Here is a 15,344-nt window from a genome sequence, read left to right as displayed (position 1 = left end):
CGTCAGTGCCGGTCCGCCGGCGGGGGCGGGGGCTCGACGAGCCCGCCGGGAGCGTTGAGCAGGTCGATGCGCGGCACCCCGCGCTCGTGGCCCAGCACCGTCACCGACGCCGCGTCGAACGCGAAGCCGACGCCCGCCGACGGGTCGAGGCCCAGGTAGCGCGCGATGAGCACCCGCCCGGCGTGGCCGTGGCCGACGAGCACGACGTCGCGGGCCGCGAGCTCCTGCCCGGCGTCGGCGAGGACGTGGTCGAGGCGGGCAGCCACCTCGGCGCCCGTCTCCCCGCCCGGGCAGGGGTGCGTCCACACCGTCCAGCCCGGCACCTCCTCGCGGATCTCGGGCGTCGTGCGGCCCTCGTAGGCGCCGTAGTCCCACTCGACGAGGTCCTCGCGCACCGCCGACGGCTCCAGGCCCGCGAGCCGGGCGGTCTCGGTGGCCCGCTGTCGGGGGCTGGTCCAGACGGCCGGGGGCGGGGCGTCGGCGCCGCGCAGCGTGACGAGCAGGCGCCCGGCGGTCCGCGCGGCCTCCTCGCCCTTCTCCGTCAGCGGGAGGTCGGTGCGCCCGGTGTGCCGTCCGTCGCGGGACCACTCGGTCTCGCCGTGCCGCAGGACGTAGATGCGTCCGATGGGGGTCGCGCTCACGGAGGCGTTCCTACCCGGTGGGGCCCGCGCCGAACGCCCCCGACGACGACGCGCCCGCCCCCGATGTCGGGGACGGGCGCGTCGGGAGGTCTCGCGCGCGAGCGCTCAGCCCTTCTTGGTCTCCCAGAAGATGTCCGAGATCTCGGCGATGTAGTCGAGGACCTGCTGGCCGGTCTGCGGGTCCATCGACGACTTGGCGCCGTCGGCGCCGCCGCCCGCGGCCTTGGTGGCCTTGTTGAACAGCTCGTGGAGCTGCGGGTACTTCTCGAAGTGCGGGGGCTTGAAGTAGTCCGTCCACAGCACCCAGAGGTGGTGCTTGACGAGGTCCGCGCGCTCTTCCTTGATCTGGATGGCGCGGGTCCGGAAGGCCGGGTCCTCGTTGGACTGGTACTTCTCCTGGATCGCCTTGACCGACTCGGCCTCGATCCGGGCCTGGGCCGGGTCGTAGACGCCGCAGGGGAGGTCGCAGTGTGCGGTGGCCTCCAGACGCGGTCGCAGGACGCTGGAGAGCAGTCCCATCTCGCCTCCCTCTTCCTGGTGGGGAATGGTGATCGTTCCGACGACAGAGAACGTACCCCCAGCCCCGCCCGACGACACGTGGAGCGCCGCCGGTGAGGACCCTTCGCGAGCTGCTGGCACGCCGTCCGCGGCGGGTGCTGGTGCGGGGTGGCTCGATGGCGCCGACGCTGCGTGACGGCGACGTCGTCCTGGCGCTCCCGGGAAGCGTGGTGCGGCCCGGCGAGCTCGCCCTCGTGCGGTGGGCCTCGCGGCCCGGCCAGCTCTCCGTGAAGCGCGCGGCCCTGGCCCTCGACGACGGCTGGTTCGCGGTGGGCGACGCCCCGCTCGCCTCCACCGACTCCCGCACCCTCGGGCCCGCGGAGGTGCTCGGGCCGGTCCGCTGGCGGCTGTGGCCGCGGCCCGGGCGGCTGCACGCGCGGTAGTCGCGGCGCGCCGGGTGACCCCGGACGCAGACACGACCCCCGCCGACGCGCGAGGATCGGCGGTGACCGGGCGAGCGAGAGCACCTTGGCCCGGGCCGCGCGCCCACCCGCGCCGACGGCCCGCCCGGCACCCGCCGACCGCGGGTGCCGCCACCGCCTCCCGCCCGGGTACCCCGACCTCGCCAGCCCTGCCTGCGCGACCCCCACCGCTTGGAGCCACCGTGAGCGACCCCGGCAACGACGCCACCACGAACCAGCCCGCCCTCGACGGCCGCGACATCACCGAGGAGGAGGTGTTCGCGTCGCACGAGGGCGGCAAGCTCTCGGTGACGCCGACGGTCGGCCTCGCCGGGCGCCGCGACCTCGCGATCGCCTACACGCCCGGGGTGGCGAAGGTCTGCCGCGCGATCGCCGACGACAAGGCGCTCACCGCCCGCTACACGTGGACCCACCGCCTGGTGGCCGTGGTGTCCGACGGCACTGCCGTCCTCGGGCTGGGCGACATCGGCCCGCGCGCGTCGCTGCCCGTCATGGAGGGCAAGTCGGCGCTGTTCAAGGCGTTCGCCGACCTCGACTCGATCCCGCTGGTGCTCGAGACCACCGACGTCGACGAGATCGTCGACACCCTCGTGCACCTGCGCCCGAGCTTCGGCGCGGTCAACCTCGAGGACATCGCGGCCCCGCGCTGCTTCGAGATCGAGCGGCGGCTGATCGAGGCGCTCGACTGCCCGGTGATGCACGACGACCAGCACGGCACCGCCATCGTCGTGCTCGCGGCGCTGCGCAACGCCGCGCGCGTCCTTGACCGCGACCTCGCCTCGCTCAAGGTCGTCGTCAGCGGCGCGGGCGCGTCCGGCGTCGCCTGCGCGAAGATCCTGCTCTCGGCGGGGGCGAGCGACGTCGTCGTGCTCGACTCGCGCGGGGTCATCCACGCGGGCCGCGAGGGCATGAACGTGGAGAAGATGGCGCTCGCCGAGGAGACCAACCCGCGGGGCGTGCGCGGCGACCTCGCCGCCGCGGTGTCCGGGGCCGACGTGTTCCTCGGCCTCTCGGGCTCGACCATCCCCGAGTCCGTGATCGCCTCGATGGCCGAGGGCGGCATCGTCTTCGCGCTGTCCAACCCCGACCCGGAGATCGACCCCGAGGTCGCGCGCAAGCACGCGGCGGTCGTCGCGACCGGGCGCAGCGACTACCCGAACCAGATCAACAACGTGCTCGCCTTCCCCGGTGTGTTCGCCGGGGCGCTCGACGCGGCCGCCCGGCGCATCACGGAGGCCATGAAGCTGGCCGCGGCGGACGCGATCGCCGACATCGCCGCGGGCGACGAGGAGTTCGGCGCCGACCACATCGTGCCCAGCGCCCTGGACCCCCGCGTGGCGCCGGCGGTGGCGCAGGCGGTGGCCCGCGCGGCGGCCGAGGAGGGCGTCGTGCGCCGCCACGTCGCGGAGGTCGCGGCGGAGGGGCACGGGCACTAGCGAGCCGTCGTCACCCGATGGCGCGCGATCGAGTCGTGCGCCCGGGGGTGGTGGCCGATCCGGTTGTCCGCGACGGTTTGCGGCATCGGCACGTCGGGTACCGACGGGTGGTCGCGGTTCCCGGCGTGTCGATGTCGCTCACCCGGCCGATCACCCGTCATCCTTCCGGAGGTTGCGGAGCGTTCGCGGCGTGATCCGGACCGCTCGTGGCGGCGAGGATCTACCGTCGGTAGGCCGCTGAGCCGCAGGTGGGTGATCTCGCGGTCCATCGGCCGAGTGGCGCTGGGCCGTCTGCCGCTCGTCGTGGACTCCGTCCGCTTCGGCGCGACGACCGGTCGGTGACCTCAAGGTCGATCGTCCGTGTCGTGCAGCAGAACGCGTCGGAACACGCGGTCGCCGCGCGACGTCCCCCCACGGGGTGATCCACCCGGACCCGGACCGGGTCTCCTTCGTTGCTGAGACAGACGCGGAGGGGCCGTTCCATCCGGGACGGGCGGGGCCGCGTGCGAGGGGAGCGCAGACGTGGGGAGTGCCGTGCCGGTGCCGGGCTCGCGTGGCCTCGCCCTCGCCACCGGGATGCCCGGTGCGGCGGCGAAGCACCGGGCCGGGGCGCTCGCGGTGCTGCCCCCCGCGGACGGTGGTCCCGAGGGCGGCGTGACGCTGCCCCCCGGGGCCGCGCTGCACCACGACGCCCACGGGCGCGTCGTCGCCGTGCGCGACCAGGTCGCCCTCCTCGTCGACCCCGCCGGCACCGTCGAGCCGCGGGGCATGCTCGGGCGCCCGCTGCACGACCTGCTCGTCGACTTCGGGACCGTCGACCCCTGCGCCGGCCCCGAGGGCCTGCTCACCGCGCGACTGCGGCGCGTGGCGGACGTGCCGCTGCCGGTGCACGTCGTGGTGTGGCGGGACGCGCTGGGCGGCGCAACACTGGTCCTGGTGCCCCAGCAGGCTCCCGTCCCCGCCCGCGAGCCCGGCCCGGGTACGGAGGGGCCGGCGGAGGGGCCGGCGGAGGGGCCGTCCGCGGCCGACGTCGAGCGCATCGCGGGCCTGGGGCACTGGGAGGTCGACCTCGCCTCGGGCTCGGCGCGCGTCTCCCCGGTGCTCGCCGAGCTGCTCGGGATCGAGGAGCGCCCGCGGCGGGCCGAGGACCTCCTCAACGCGCTGCACCCCGCCGACCGGGGCGGGTTCGTGCGCCGCTGGGCGGCGCTGGTGGCCGAGGGCACGCCGCTCGAGGCCGAGGCGCGCCTCGGCGACGGGACCGGGCGCATCCTGGCGCTGCACGCCGCGATGCGCCCCGACGGCAGCGTGCTCGGCACCGCGTCCGACGTCACCGGCCGCCGCCAGGCCGAGGAGCGGCTGCGCGCGCTGACCCAGCGCTTCACCGACCTGCTCGCCGTCGCCCCCGTCGGGATCGCGCTGTTCGACGACGACGAGCGGCTGGTCAAGGCGAACCAGGCGCTGTGCCGGCTGCTGGGGCAGGGCCCCGAGGCGCTGCGCGGCTGCCGCGCCGACGAGCTGCTCGACCTCGCCGCCGAGACCGCCGCCGGGCCGGGGCCGGTGACGCCGCTGCTGTCGCGGCCGGCGGGCTCGGCGGGGTCGGTGAGCTGGTCGTGCGCGCCGCGGGCCCTGCGGACCCGCGAGCGCGGCGCGGGCGGCGCCGCCGCCGACCCGGTGTGGTGCGAGCTGCACGTCTCGGTCTCGGTGCACGACGACGGCGGCGTCACCCACCTCGTCGTGTTCACCGACGTCACCGACGCCCGCCGGGTGGAGGCGAGCCTGCGCCACCAGGCCATGCACGACGAGCTCACCGGCCTGCCCAACCGGCGCGCGCTCACCACCACCGTCTCGCGGCTGCTCGCCGGCCCGACGGCGCGGCGCACCGGGGTGCTGTTCTGCGACCTCGACAACTTCAAGCGCGTCAACGACTCGCTGGGCCACGACGCGGGCGACGAGCTGCTCGTGGAGCTGGCGGCGCGGCTGCGCGAGCGCCTGCCCGCCGGGTGCGCGGCCTCGCGCAGCGCGGGCGACGAGTTCGTCGTCGTGTGCGCCGACGTCGACCTGCACGGCGGGCTGGACGCGCTCTCGGCCACGGTCGCGGGCATCCTGCGCACCGCCATCCCGGTGCACGGGCAGCTCGTGCGGATCTCGGCGACGGTCGGGGCGGCGGTCGGCGCGACCATCGGCGCCGACGCCCACACCGACCCCGCCCGGCCCGACATCGACCCGACCGCCGACCCGGTGGAGCAGGTGCTGCGCCGGGAGCGCCTCACCGAGCTCGCGGGCCTCGACCCGGCGCCGGCCCACCCGGGCACCGGCGACCTCATGCGCTTCGCCGACGCCGCGCTCTTCGAGGCCAAGAGCGGCGGCACCGGCCGGTTCGCGCTCGCCGACGAGGCCATCATGAAGGGCGCCGACGAGGCGCTGCGCCTGGAGACCCAGCTGCGCGAGGCCATGGTCAACGACGAGCTGGTGCTGCACTTCCAGCCGGTCGTCGGCCCCGACGGGCGCGTGCAGACCGCCGAGGCCCTGGTCCGCTGGCAGCACCCCGAGCACGGCCTGCTCTTCCCCGACAAGTTCCTGCCCGTCGCCGAGGCCGCCGACCTGCTCGGCGACCTCGACCGCTGGGTGCTGCGCACCGCCGTGCGCGAGGCCGCCGTGTGGCCGCCGTCGGCGCCCGACGGCACCGTGCCCTCGGTGGCGGTGAACCTCGCGGGCCTGCTGCCCGGCGACCCCGACTTCCTCGACACCGTGCACGAGGCCGTCACCGGCGCGGGCCTGCCCTACGACCGCCTGGTCCTCGAGCTCGTCGAGACCTGCCTCGCCGACCTCCCGTCGACCACCCTGCGCGAGATGAACGAGCTGATCGCCGCCGGCGTGCGCTTCGCCGTGGACGACTTCGGCACCGGCTACTCGTCGCTGTCGCGGCTGACGGGGCTGCCCGCGCAGATCGTCAAGCTCGACCGCGGGTTCGTCCGGGGGGTGGCGACCGGCGAGTCCGACCGTGCGGTGGCCCGGGCCGTCGTCGACCTCACCGCGGCCATCGGCCAGGTCTGCGTGGCCGAGGGCGTCGAGGACGCCGACCAGTTCGCGGTGCTGCGCGACCTCGGCGTGCACGCCTACCAGGGGTGGCTGTTCGCCCGCGCGATGCCGGGCGAGGCGTTCACGCAGCTGCTGCGCCGGGGGCCGCTGACGCCGGAGGACCGCCGGGCCGGCTGAGACCGGTGTCACATCACGCCCTCCCGCGGGGCGGTGATCGGTCGCGGGTGTCGGGGTGCCCGGTTAGATTCACGCCTCGACTCGGTGGCCGAACCCGTGCCGCCGTCCGAGCCCGGGGGCCAGCACGTGATCGAGTTCCGGGACGTCGGCAAGCGCTTCGCCGACGGGACGGTGGGGCTGGAGTCGCTGTCGCTGACGGCGCGCGAGGGCGAGATCACCGTGCTGGTCGGGCCGTCGGGCTGCGGCAAGACCACCTCGCTGCGCACGGTCAACCGCATGGTCGAGCCGACGTCGGGCGCGGTGTACCTCGCCGGGCGCGACGTCGCGCAGGGCGACCCCGCCGACCTGCGCCGCGGCATCGGCTACGTCATCCAGCAGGCGGGCCTGTTCCCGCACCGCCGGGTGATCGACAACGTGGCCACCGTCCCGGTGCTCCAGGGCCTGTCGCGGCGCGAGGCGCGGGCCCGGGCGGCCGAGGTGCTCGAGCGGGTCGGGCTCGACGCCGCGCTCGCCCAGCGCTGGCCCGCCCAGCTCTCGGGCGGCCAGCAGCAGCGGGTCGGCGTGGCCCGCGCGCTCGCCGGCGACGCCCCGGTGCTGCTCATGGACGAGCCGTTCTCCGCGGTCGACCCCGTGGTGCGCGTCGAGCTGCAGGACGAGCTGCTGCGCCTGCAGGCCGACCTGGGCAAGACCATCCTCTTCGTCACCCACGACATCGACGAGGCGATCCGCCTGGGCGACCGCGTGGCCGTGCTGCGCGTCGGCGGGCGCCTCGCCCAGTTCGCGCCGCCCGACGAGCTGCTCGCCCACCCCGTCGACGACTTCGTGGCCGGGTTCGTCGGCCGCGACCGCGGCTACCGGCGCCTGGGCTTCGTGCCGGCCACCGCGCTGCGCCTGGTCGACCTGCCGACCCGCGCCGACGCGAACGGCGACTCCGGCACCCCGGGGGAGTGGACCGTCCTGCTCGACGGCAGCGAGCGCCCCGCGGCGTGGCTCGGCCCCGACGGCGCGCGCCACGACCTCGGCTCGGTGTACGTCACCGACGGCGACGACGCCGCCGCCGACGCCGCCGGCACGCTGCGCGGGGCCCTCGACGCGGCCCTGAGCTCGCCGGCCGGGCGCGGGGTCGCCGTCGACGGCGCGGGCCGCTACCGCGGCGGGGTCGACACCGACGACGTGCTGGCGCTGCTCGATCGGGGTGCCCCGCGGTGAGGGCGTTCGGGTACGACATCGACGACCTGGTGATCGCCCACGTCCTGCTGGCGGTCGTCCCGGTGGTCCTGGGCCTGCTCGTCGCCCTGCCGCTGGGGTGGTGGGCCCACCGCTCGGCGGGCGCCCGCCGGGTCCTGGTGCCGTTGTCCGGCGCGCTCTACACGGTCCCGTCGCTGGCGCTCATCGTGTTCATCCCGGTGCTGCTGGGCACGCCGATCCTCAGCCCGGTCAACGTGGGGCTCACGCTCACGATCTACACGGTGGCGCTGCTCGTGCGCAGCGTGGCCGAGGCCCTCGACGCGGTGCCCGACACGGTCACCACGGCCGCGACGGCGGTGGGCTACCGGCCCGCGGGGCTCCTGTTCGGCGTCCAGCTCCCGCTCGCCGTCCCGGTGCTCACCGCCGGCGTCCGGGTGGCGTCGGTGTCGGCGTTCTCGCTGGTGACGGTGGGTGCCCTCGTCGGCATCCCGTCGCTGGGCACCCTCATGACCGACGGCTTCGGTCAGGACTACACGGCGATGGTGGCCACCGGCATCATCGGGTCGGTCCTGCTCGCGTTCCTCTTCGACGCGCTGTGGCTCGCGCTGGGCCGCACGCTCTCGCCGTGGTCGCGCGCCGGGGCGGGGGTGTAGGCCGTGCTCGGACGCCTCGTCGAGTGGTTCTCCGCGCCCGCGCAGTGGAGCTATTCCACCGGCATCCCGGCCCGCGTGCTCGAGCACCTCGGCTACACGCTGCTCGCCGTCGTCATCGCCGCGGTGATCGCGCTGCCGCTCGGCGCGGTCATCGGGCACACCCGCCGCGGCGGGCTCGCGGTCGTCGGCGTCGCCAACGGCCTGCGCGCCCTGCCCGAGCTGGGCGTGCTCGTGCTGTTCGTGCTGCTCCTGGGCCTCGGGCTGCTGCCGCCGACGCTCGCGCTGGTGCTGCTCGCGATCCCGCCGATGCTCGCCGGCGCCTACTCCGGCGTCGCGGGCGCCGACCCGGGCGCGGTCGACGCCGCGCGCGGGATGGGGATGCGCGAGCACCAGATCCTGCTGCAGGTCGAGGTGCCCGCCGCCGTGCCGCTGGTGCTCGGCGGGGTGCGGTTCGCGACGCTGCAGGTCATCGCCACCGCGACGATCGCGGCCTACGTCGGGCTCGGCGGCCTCGGGCGCTACATCATCGACGGCTTCTCGGTGCGCGACTTCCCGCAGATGCTCGGCGGCGCGCTGATCGTCGCGGTGCTCTCGATCGTCGTCGAGCTCGTGCTCCAGCTCCTCGGGCGCTTCGTCACGCCCGGTCCCACCCGGCTCCGGCTCCGGCACCGCCCCGACGGTGCCCCTGCCGGGGCCCTGCACTCCGCATCCACCCCGTCGCCCGCAGAGAGGCACGACCGATGATCCGATCCTCCCGATTGCTGCTCCTGGCGGCGATCGCCGCCGTCGGCGTCCTGCTCGCCGGGTGCGGCGGCGGCTCCGACCCGCTGGCCACCGAGCCCGCCGCGCCCTCGGCGCAGGGCACCGTGCGCATCGGCTCGGCGAACTTCACCGAGAACCGCCTGCTCGCCGAGATCTACGCGAGCGCCCTGGAGACCAAGGGCGTCACCGTCGAGCGACGCTTCGGCATCGGCAGCCGCGAGACCTACTTCCCCGCGCTGCAGCGCGGCGAGATCGACCTCGTGCCCGACTACACCGGCAACCTGCTGCAGTTCCTCAACCCCCAGGCCACGGCCACCGCCTCCGACCAGATCTACCAGCAGGTCTCCGCCGCCCTGCCACCCCAGCTCCAGCTGCTCGCGCAGAGCGCCGCGGAGGACAAGGACGCCGTCGTCGTCACCCGCGCCTACGCGACGCAGAACAACCTGCGCTCGATCGAGGACCTCGCCCCGCTGTGCTCGACGATCGCGTTCGGCGGCCCGCCGGAGTTCCAGCAGCGCTCGTACGGTGTCCCGGGCCTGCAGCGGATCTACAACTGCACGTTCCGCGAGTTCCGCGCCCTCGACGCCGGCGGCCCGCTGACCGTCGCCGCGCTGCGCGACGGCACCGTCCAGGCCGCCGACCTGTTCACCACCGACGCCTCGATCCCCGAGAACGACTTCGTGGTGCTCGAGGACCCCCGGTCGAACTTCGCCGCCCAGAACGTCGTGCCGCTGATCAACCGCGCGAAGTCGGCGGACCCCCGGGTCACCGACACGCTCAACCAGATCTCGGCGGCGATGGACACCACCCAGCTGACCCAGCTCAACCAGCGCCTCGCCGGCCCCGACCGCCCCGACCCCGCCGTCGTCGCCCGCGACTGGCTGAACTCGGCGGGCATCCGGTAGCCCCGCCGCCCCCTCCCGGAGCGAACGCGCTGTTCGCTGCTTCTACGCGCGCGAACTCCCCGTTCGCTCCGGGGACCGGGGCCCGCCGGGCCTGTGCGAGGGTGATCGGCGTGCCCCGTCGCGTCCCCGTGGTGCTGGTCGCCGGTCAGCTCGGTGCCGGCAAGTCGACGCTCGTCAACCACCTGCTGCGCCGCGCCGACGGGGTCCGGATCGGCGTCGTCGTCAACGACTTCGGCGCGATCGGGATCGACGCGATGCTCGTGGCGGGGCAGGCCAGCGCCGTCACCTCGCTGGCGAACGGGTGCCTGTGCTGCACCACCGACGCCAACGGGCTCGCCGGCCTGCTCGCGGAGCTGACGGCGCCGTCGGCGCGCCTCGACCTCGTCGTGGTGGAGGCCAGCGGCCTCGCGGAGCCGCGCGAGCTGGTGCGCCTGCTGCTCGACGCGATCGCGGGTGAGGCGCGGCACGCCGCGTACGGCGGGCTGGTGGTGGTGGTCGACGCGGTCACGGGCGAGACCGACGGCGTGGTGCGGCTCGCGGACCTGGTGGTGCTCAACCAGGTCGACCGCGTCGCCGACCCCGCCCCGCTGCTCGCCGCCCTGCGGGAGACCGCCCCGGGCCCGGTGCTCCCGGTGGTGCGCGGCGCGGTGGACCCGGCGCTGCTCGTCGACCCGCCGGCGCGCCGCCGCCCGTCGCGGTCGAGCCAGCTGGCGTTCGACGTGCTGCTGCGCGAGGACGCCGGCCATGCGCACACCGCCGCGGAGAGCGTCGCGGTGGAACGGGACGCCCCGCTCGACCCGGCGCGGTTCGCGGCGTTCCTCGAGGCCGGGCCGGCCGGTGTGTTCCGCGCGAAGGGCGTGGTGCGCTTCCCCGGCGCCGCCCCGTTCGTCGTCCAGACCGTCGGCACGGCGATCCGGGTGCGTCCGGCGCCCCGCTCGGTCGACGTCGCCGGCGCGCGCCTGGTGTTCATCGGCGCCGGCCTCGACGCGGCGGGTCTGCACGCGGCGATCGACGCCTGCGCCGCCGACCCCGCGGCCGGGGAGCCGTCGCTGTTGCCGGTGCTGCGCTACGAGGAGTCCGACCGCGTCGACGCGCTCTGAGCGGGCGGGCGGCTGTGGCAGCGAACGGGTATCTCGCTGCTTCTATGCGCGCGAAGTCCCCGTTCGCTTCGCGGGGAGCGCCCGGCGCGGGAGATCACGGGCACGTGGTGCACGGCGGACGCCGAGCCGACGTGGACGAGGTGCTCGTGATCTGCGGGGCCGCGGCGACGAGGCGCGCCGACCGGCGGCGTACCCCGCCCCACCGCCGAAGATCAGGAGCACGCCAGGCACCTCGGCGAGCCGGGCGAGGTGGACGAGGTGCTCGTGATCTCTGGGGCGCGCCGGCGCCGCACGCACCGGCACCGCACGCACGGCACCGGCGAAGGGCGCCCCTCGCCCGTCTATCCGAGCGAAGGGGCCCTTCGGTCAGGAACCGCCACGACCTACTCGTCGTCGCTGTCGTCGCGCGCGAGGAAGGTCGCGAAGCGGTCGGCGGCGCCGGCGTGCTCGGGATGGGCGTCGACGAAGGCGCGGAGGCGGTCGGCCAGCCACGCCAGGCTGACCTCCTCCTCGCCCCGCCGGTCCTCGAGCTCCTCGATCCCGCGATCCGTGAAGTACACGACGAACTAGTCCGCGAGCGCCTCGGCGATGAGCGCCTTCTGCTCGACCTCGTGCACCTTCGCGACGCCGGCGGCCGGGGCGGCCATGCGACGCCGGGAGACGCGCTTGAGGTGGGGCAGGCGGCCGTTCATCCGCTCGGGCAGCCAGAGGCCCAGGAAGGGCCAGGCGCCCTGGTTCGCCGGCTCCTCCTGCACCCAGCGGACGTCGCCGTTCGCGTTCGGGTACCGGTCGAGGACGGCGGCGAGCTCGTCGGTCGCGATCGGGTAGAGCTGCTCCATCCGCACGATCGCGGTGTCGTGGGTGCGGCCCGCCTTCTCCCGCGCGGCGACCAGCTCGTAGTAGATCTTGCCGGCGCAGAGCAGCAGGCGGGTGACCCCGTCGGTGCCGCCGTCGCGGAAGGCCGGGTCGTCGAGGATCGGCCGGTAGCCGCCCGAGGTGAAGTCCTCGACCGGGCTGACCGCCGCCTTGTTGCGCAGCATCGACTTCGGCGTGAAGACCACCAGCGGGCGGCGCACCCCGTCGGTGGCGTGCCGGCGCAGCAGGTGGAAGTAGTTCGCCGGGCTCGACGGCACCGCGACCGTCATCGACCCCTCGGCGCACAGCTGCAGGAAGCGCTCGATGCGCCCCGAGGTGTGGTCGGGGCCCTGGCCCTCGTGGCCGTGCGGCAGCAGCAGCACGACGTCGGAGGTCTGGCCCCACTTGGCCTCACCGGACGAGATGAACTCGTCGATGATCGACTGGGCGCCGTTGACGAAGTCGCCGAACTGCGCCTCCCACAGCACCAGCGCCTCGGTGTTGGCGACCGAGTAGCCGTACTCGAAGCCCACGGCCGCGAACTCCGAGAGCGCCGAGTCGTAGGGCATGAACCGGCCCTGGTCGGCGGTCAGGTGGCGCAGCGGCACGTACTCCGAGCCGTCGTGGCGGTCGATGACCACCGAGTGGCGCTGCACGAACGTCCCGCGGCGCGAGTCCTGGCCCGACAGGCGCACGAGCTTGCCGTCGATGAGCAGCGAGCCCCAGGCCAGCAGCTCGGCGTAGGCCCAGTCGATGCCCTCCTCGGAGCCGGTGGCGGCCGCCTTGGCGCGCCGCTCGAGGACGGGCTTGACGCGCGGGTGCACGGCGAAGCCCTCGGGCAGGTCGACGTGCGCCCGGGCGATCCGCTGGATGACGTCCAGCGGCACCGCCGTCTGCAGCGAGTTGGGCACGGCCTGCTCGTACTCGACCGACGGGCTCGGCTCGGGGTCGGCCTTCTCCAGCTCGCGGACCTCGTTGAACACGTGCTCGAGCTGGCTGCCGTAGTCGCGTAGCGCGTGCTCGGCCTCGTCGAGCGAGATGTCGCCGCGGCCGATCAGCGACTCGGTGTAGGTCTTGCGCACCGAGCGCTTGGCGTCGATGACGTCGTACATCTCCGGCTGGGTCATCGAGGGGTCGTCGCCCTCGTTGTGACCGCGGCGGCGGTAGCAGATCATGTCGATCACGACGTCGGAGTTCCAGCGCTCGCGGAACTCCACGGCCAGCCGCGCCACCCAGACGCAGGCCTCCGGGTCGTCGCCGTTCACGTGGAAGACCGGCGCGTCGATCATCTTCGCCACGTCGGTGCAGTAGTGCGTCGAGCGGGTGTGCTCGGGCGCGGTGGTGAAGCCGACCTGGTTGTTGACGATCACGTGCACGGTGCCGCCGGTGCGGTAACCGCGCAGCAGCGCCAGGTTCAGCGTCTCGGCCACCACGCCCTGGCCGGCGAACGCCGCGTCGCCGTGCAGCGTGACGGGCAGGACCGTGAAGCCCTCGGGGCCCTTGTCGAGCATGTCCTGCTTGGCGCGCACGATGCCCTGCATCACCGGGTCGACGGCCTCGAGGTGCGAGGGGTTCGACGTCAGAGACACCGTGGTCTCGCCGTCGCCGAACATGCGGAAGAACTTGCCCTCGGCACCGAGGTGGTACTTCACGTCGCCGGAGCCGTGGGCCTGGCCCGGGTCGAGGTTGCCCTCGAACTCGCGGAAGATCTGCGAGACGGGCTTGCCGACGATGTTGGCGAGCACGTTGAGCCGCCCGCGGTGGGGCATACCGACGACGACCTCGTCCATCTCGTGCGCGGCGGCCGTGTCGAGCACGGCGTCGAGCAGCGGGATGACGGTCTCCGCGCCCTCGAGCGAGAAGCGCTTCTGCCCGACGTACTTGGTCTGCAGGAACGCCTCGAACGCCTCGGCGGCGTTGAGCTTGGAGAGGATGTACTTCTGCTCGGCGACCGGCACCTTCTCGTGCGGGCGCTCGATGCGCTCCTGGAGCCAGGCGCGCTTCTCGGGGTCGAGGATGTGCATGTACTCGATGCCGATGGTGCGGCAGTACGAGTCGCGCAGGACGCCGAGGACGTCGCGCAGCTTCATGCACCCGCGCCCGGCGAAGCCGTCGACGGGGAACTCGCGGTCGAGGTCCCAGAGCGTCAGGCCGTGCGACGCGATGTCGAGGTCGGGGTGCTTGCGCTGGGGGTGCGACAGCGGGTCGGTGTCGGCCATGAGGTGGCCGCGCGTCCGGTACGCGTCGATCAGCTCGATGATCCGCGCGGTGCGGTCGATCTGCGACGACGGCAGGTCCTGGCGCCAACGGATCGGCTCGTAGGGGATCCGCAGCGACGCGAAGATGTCGTCGTAGAACCCGTCCTCGCCGAGCACGAGGTGGTGGATGCGGCGCAGGAAGTCGCCGGACTCGGCGCCCTGGATGATCCGGTGGTCGTACGTGGACGTCAGCGTGATGATCTTGCTGATGCCCATGTCGGCGAGCTTCTCCTCGCTCGCCCCCTGGAACTCGGCGGGGTACTCCATGGCGCCGACGCCGACGATCGTGCCCTGGCCGACGGTCAGGCGCGGCACCGAGTGGTTGGTGCCGATCGTGCCCGGGTTGGTGAGCGAGATGGTGACGCCGGCGAAGTCCTCGCTGGTCAGCGAGCCCGTGCGGGCCTTGCGCACCATGTCCTCGTAGGCCGCCCAGAACTGGGCGAAGCTCATGTTCTCGGTGCCCTTGAGGGCCACCACGACCAGCGAGCGCGACCCGTCCTTGCCCGGCAGGTCCATCGCCAGGCCGAGGTTGACGTGACCGGGGTCGACGACGGCGGGCTTGCCCTTCTCGTCCTCGCCGAAGTGCCGGTTCATGTTCGGGAAGTCCGCGAGGGCGCGCACCATCGCGTAGCCGAGCAGGTGGGTGAACGACACCTTCCCGCCGCGCGTGCGCCGCAGGTGGTTGTTGATCACGATGCGGTTGTCGGCCAGCAGCTTCGCCGGGACCGCGCGCACGCTCGTCGCCGTCGGCAGCTGCAGCGACGCGGTCATGTTCTTGGCGATCGCGTTGGCCGCGCCGCGCAGCGGCTTCGTCGTCTCGACGGCGCCGTTGGCGGCCCCGGGCTGGGCGGACTTCGCCGGGCTCGTGGTGCCCGCCGCCGGCTTGCTCGTGCCGTCGGTGCCGGTGCTGGACGACTGGGTCGGCGCGCTCGTCACGGGGGCCTTCTCGCTCGGGGCCTGCGGGGAGGCCTGCTGCTGCTCGGTCCGCCCGGGCTGCTGGGCCTGCCGGGGCGGGTCGGCCGCGTCCTCCGTGGCCGACGTGGCCTCCGTGGCCGACGCGGCCTCCCCGTGGGACGCGCCGCGCGGCTCGGCCGACTCCGCCGAGAGCGGGGCGTTGCCGTTGGCGGCGTTGCCGGCGCTGGCGTGCGCCCCGGCCTCGTCGGGCGCGGTGTCGGGGCTGTAGTCGGCGAAGAAGTCGTGCCACGCGGCGTCGACGGAATCGGGGTCGGCCAGGTAGCGCTGGTACATCTCGTCGACCAGCCACTCGTTGGGTCCGAACTGGGCGGTCGGGCTACTACTCGACACGACTCGAAATCGCCTCAATCAGTCGTCGCGGTGGCGTCGGAAGCG

Annotated in this window: 12 protein-coding genes; 8 read left to right on the top strand and 4 right to left on the bottom strand. The window is 74.4% G+C overall.

Translation table 11 applies throughout. The features are described 5' to 3' along the window. Positions 1–2: 2 nt before the first annotated feature. Both ACFPK1_RS17845 and sodN read right to left on the bottom strand, forming a co-directional pair. Complete coding sequence (locus ACFPK1_RS17845; protein ID WP_378022285.1) at positions 3–641, bottom strand: histidine phosphatase family protein; 639 nt, start codon at positions 639–641, stop codon at positions 3–5. Between the two features lie 105 nt (positions 642–746). Then, a complete protein-coding gene (gene sodN, locus ACFPK1_RS17840; RefSeq protein WP_444876324.1) occupies positions 747–1,160 on the bottom strand; it encodes a superoxide dismutase, Ni in 414 nt (137 codons plus the stop codon). Positions 1,161–1,252: 92 nt separating this feature from the next. Between sodN and ACFPK1_RS17835 the strand changes: the two genes are divergently transcribed. From ACFPK1_RS17835 to ACFPK1_RS17800, 8 genes are all read left to right on the top strand, one after another. Beyond that, positions 1,253–1,582: a S24/S26 family peptidase gene (locus tag ACFPK1_RS17835; RefSeq protein WP_378022284.1), complete on the top strand. Its 330-nt coding sequence runs from the start codon at positions 1,253–1,255 to the stop codon at positions 1,580–1,582. Between the two features lie 221 nt (positions 1,583–1,803). Then, positions 1,804–3,057 (top strand): NAD(P)-dependent malic enzyme, encoded by a 1,254-nt coding sequence (locus ACFPK1_RS17830; protein WP_378022283.1) that lies wholly within the window; start codon positions 1,804–1,806, stop codon positions 3,055–3,057. 522 nt (positions 3,058–3,579) lie between these two features. Beyond that, complete coding sequence (locus ACFPK1_RS17825; RefSeq protein WP_378022282.1) at positions 3,580–6,273, top strand: putative bifunctional diguanylate cyclase/phosphodiesterase; 2,694 nt, start codon at positions 3,580–3,582, stop codon at positions 6,271–6,273. A gap of 126 nt (positions 6,274–6,399) precedes the next feature. Beyond that, positions 6,400–7,482 (top strand): ABC transporter ATP-binding protein, encoded by a 1,083-nt coding sequence (locus tag ACFPK1_RS17820; RefSeq protein WP_378022410.1) that lies wholly within the window; start codon positions 6,400–6,402, stop codon positions 7,480–7,482. Then, positions 7,479–8,114 (top strand): ABC transporter permease, encoded by a 636-nt coding sequence (locus ACFPK1_RS17815; RefSeq protein ID WP_378022281.1) that lies wholly within the window; start codon positions 7,479–7,481, stop codon positions 8,112–8,114. The genes ACFPK1_RS17820 and ACFPK1_RS17815 overlap by 4 nt, the downstream gene beginning before the upstream one ends. Before the next feature lie 3 nt (positions 8,115–8,117). After that, positions 8,118–8,858 (top strand): ABC transporter permease, encoded by a 741-nt coding sequence (locus tag ACFPK1_RS17810; protein WP_378022280.1) that lies wholly within the window; start codon positions 8,118–8,120, stop codon positions 8,856–8,858. After that, the gene (locus ACFPK1_RS17805) at positions 8,855–9,781 is read left to right on the top strand and encodes an ABC transporter substrate-binding protein (protein WP_378022279.1); all 927 of its coding nucleotides are present in this window, start codon (positions 8,855–8,857) and stop codon (positions 9,779–9,781) included. The genes ACFPK1_RS17810 and ACFPK1_RS17805 overlap by 4 nt, the downstream gene beginning before the upstream one ends. 110 nt (positions 9,782–9,891) lie before the next feature. Then, on the top strand, positions 9,892–10,881 hold the full coding sequence (locus ACFPK1_RS17800; protein WP_378022278.1) for a CobW family GTP-binding protein: 990 nt from the start codon (positions 9,892–9,894) through the stop codon (positions 10,879–10,881). A 383-nt stretch (positions 10,882–11,264) separates the two neighbouring features. On the opposite strand, the gene ACFPK1_RS17795 is transcribed toward ACFPK1_RS17800, so the two are convergent. Continuing rightward, a complete protein-coding gene (locus tag ACFPK1_RS17795) occupies positions 11,265–11,441 on the bottom strand; it encodes a DUF6104 family protein (RefSeq protein ID WP_274191560.1) in 177 nt (58 codons plus the stop codon). A gap of 6 nt (positions 11,442–11,447) precedes the next feature. Then, complete coding sequence (locus ACFPK1_RS17790) at positions 11,448–15,299, bottom strand: multifunctional oxoglutarate decarboxylase/oxoglutarate dehydrogenase thiamine pyrophosphate-binding subunit/dihydrolipoyllysine-residue succinyltransferase subunit (protein WP_378022277.1); 3,852 nt, start codon at positions 15,297–15,299, stop codon at positions 11,448–11,450. Positions 15,300–15,344: the final 45 nt, after the last annotated feature.

It is taken from the genome of Actinomycetospora rhizophila (genome assembly GCF_042657905.1).
GTDB classification, from domain to species: domain Bacteria; phylum Actinomycetota; class Actinomycetes; order Mycobacteriales; family Pseudonocardiaceae; genus Actinomycetospora; species Actinomycetospora rhizophila.
The sequence above is the reverse complement of the archived record's forward strand: the minus strand, read 5'-3'. Positions and strand labels throughout refer to the sequence as shown.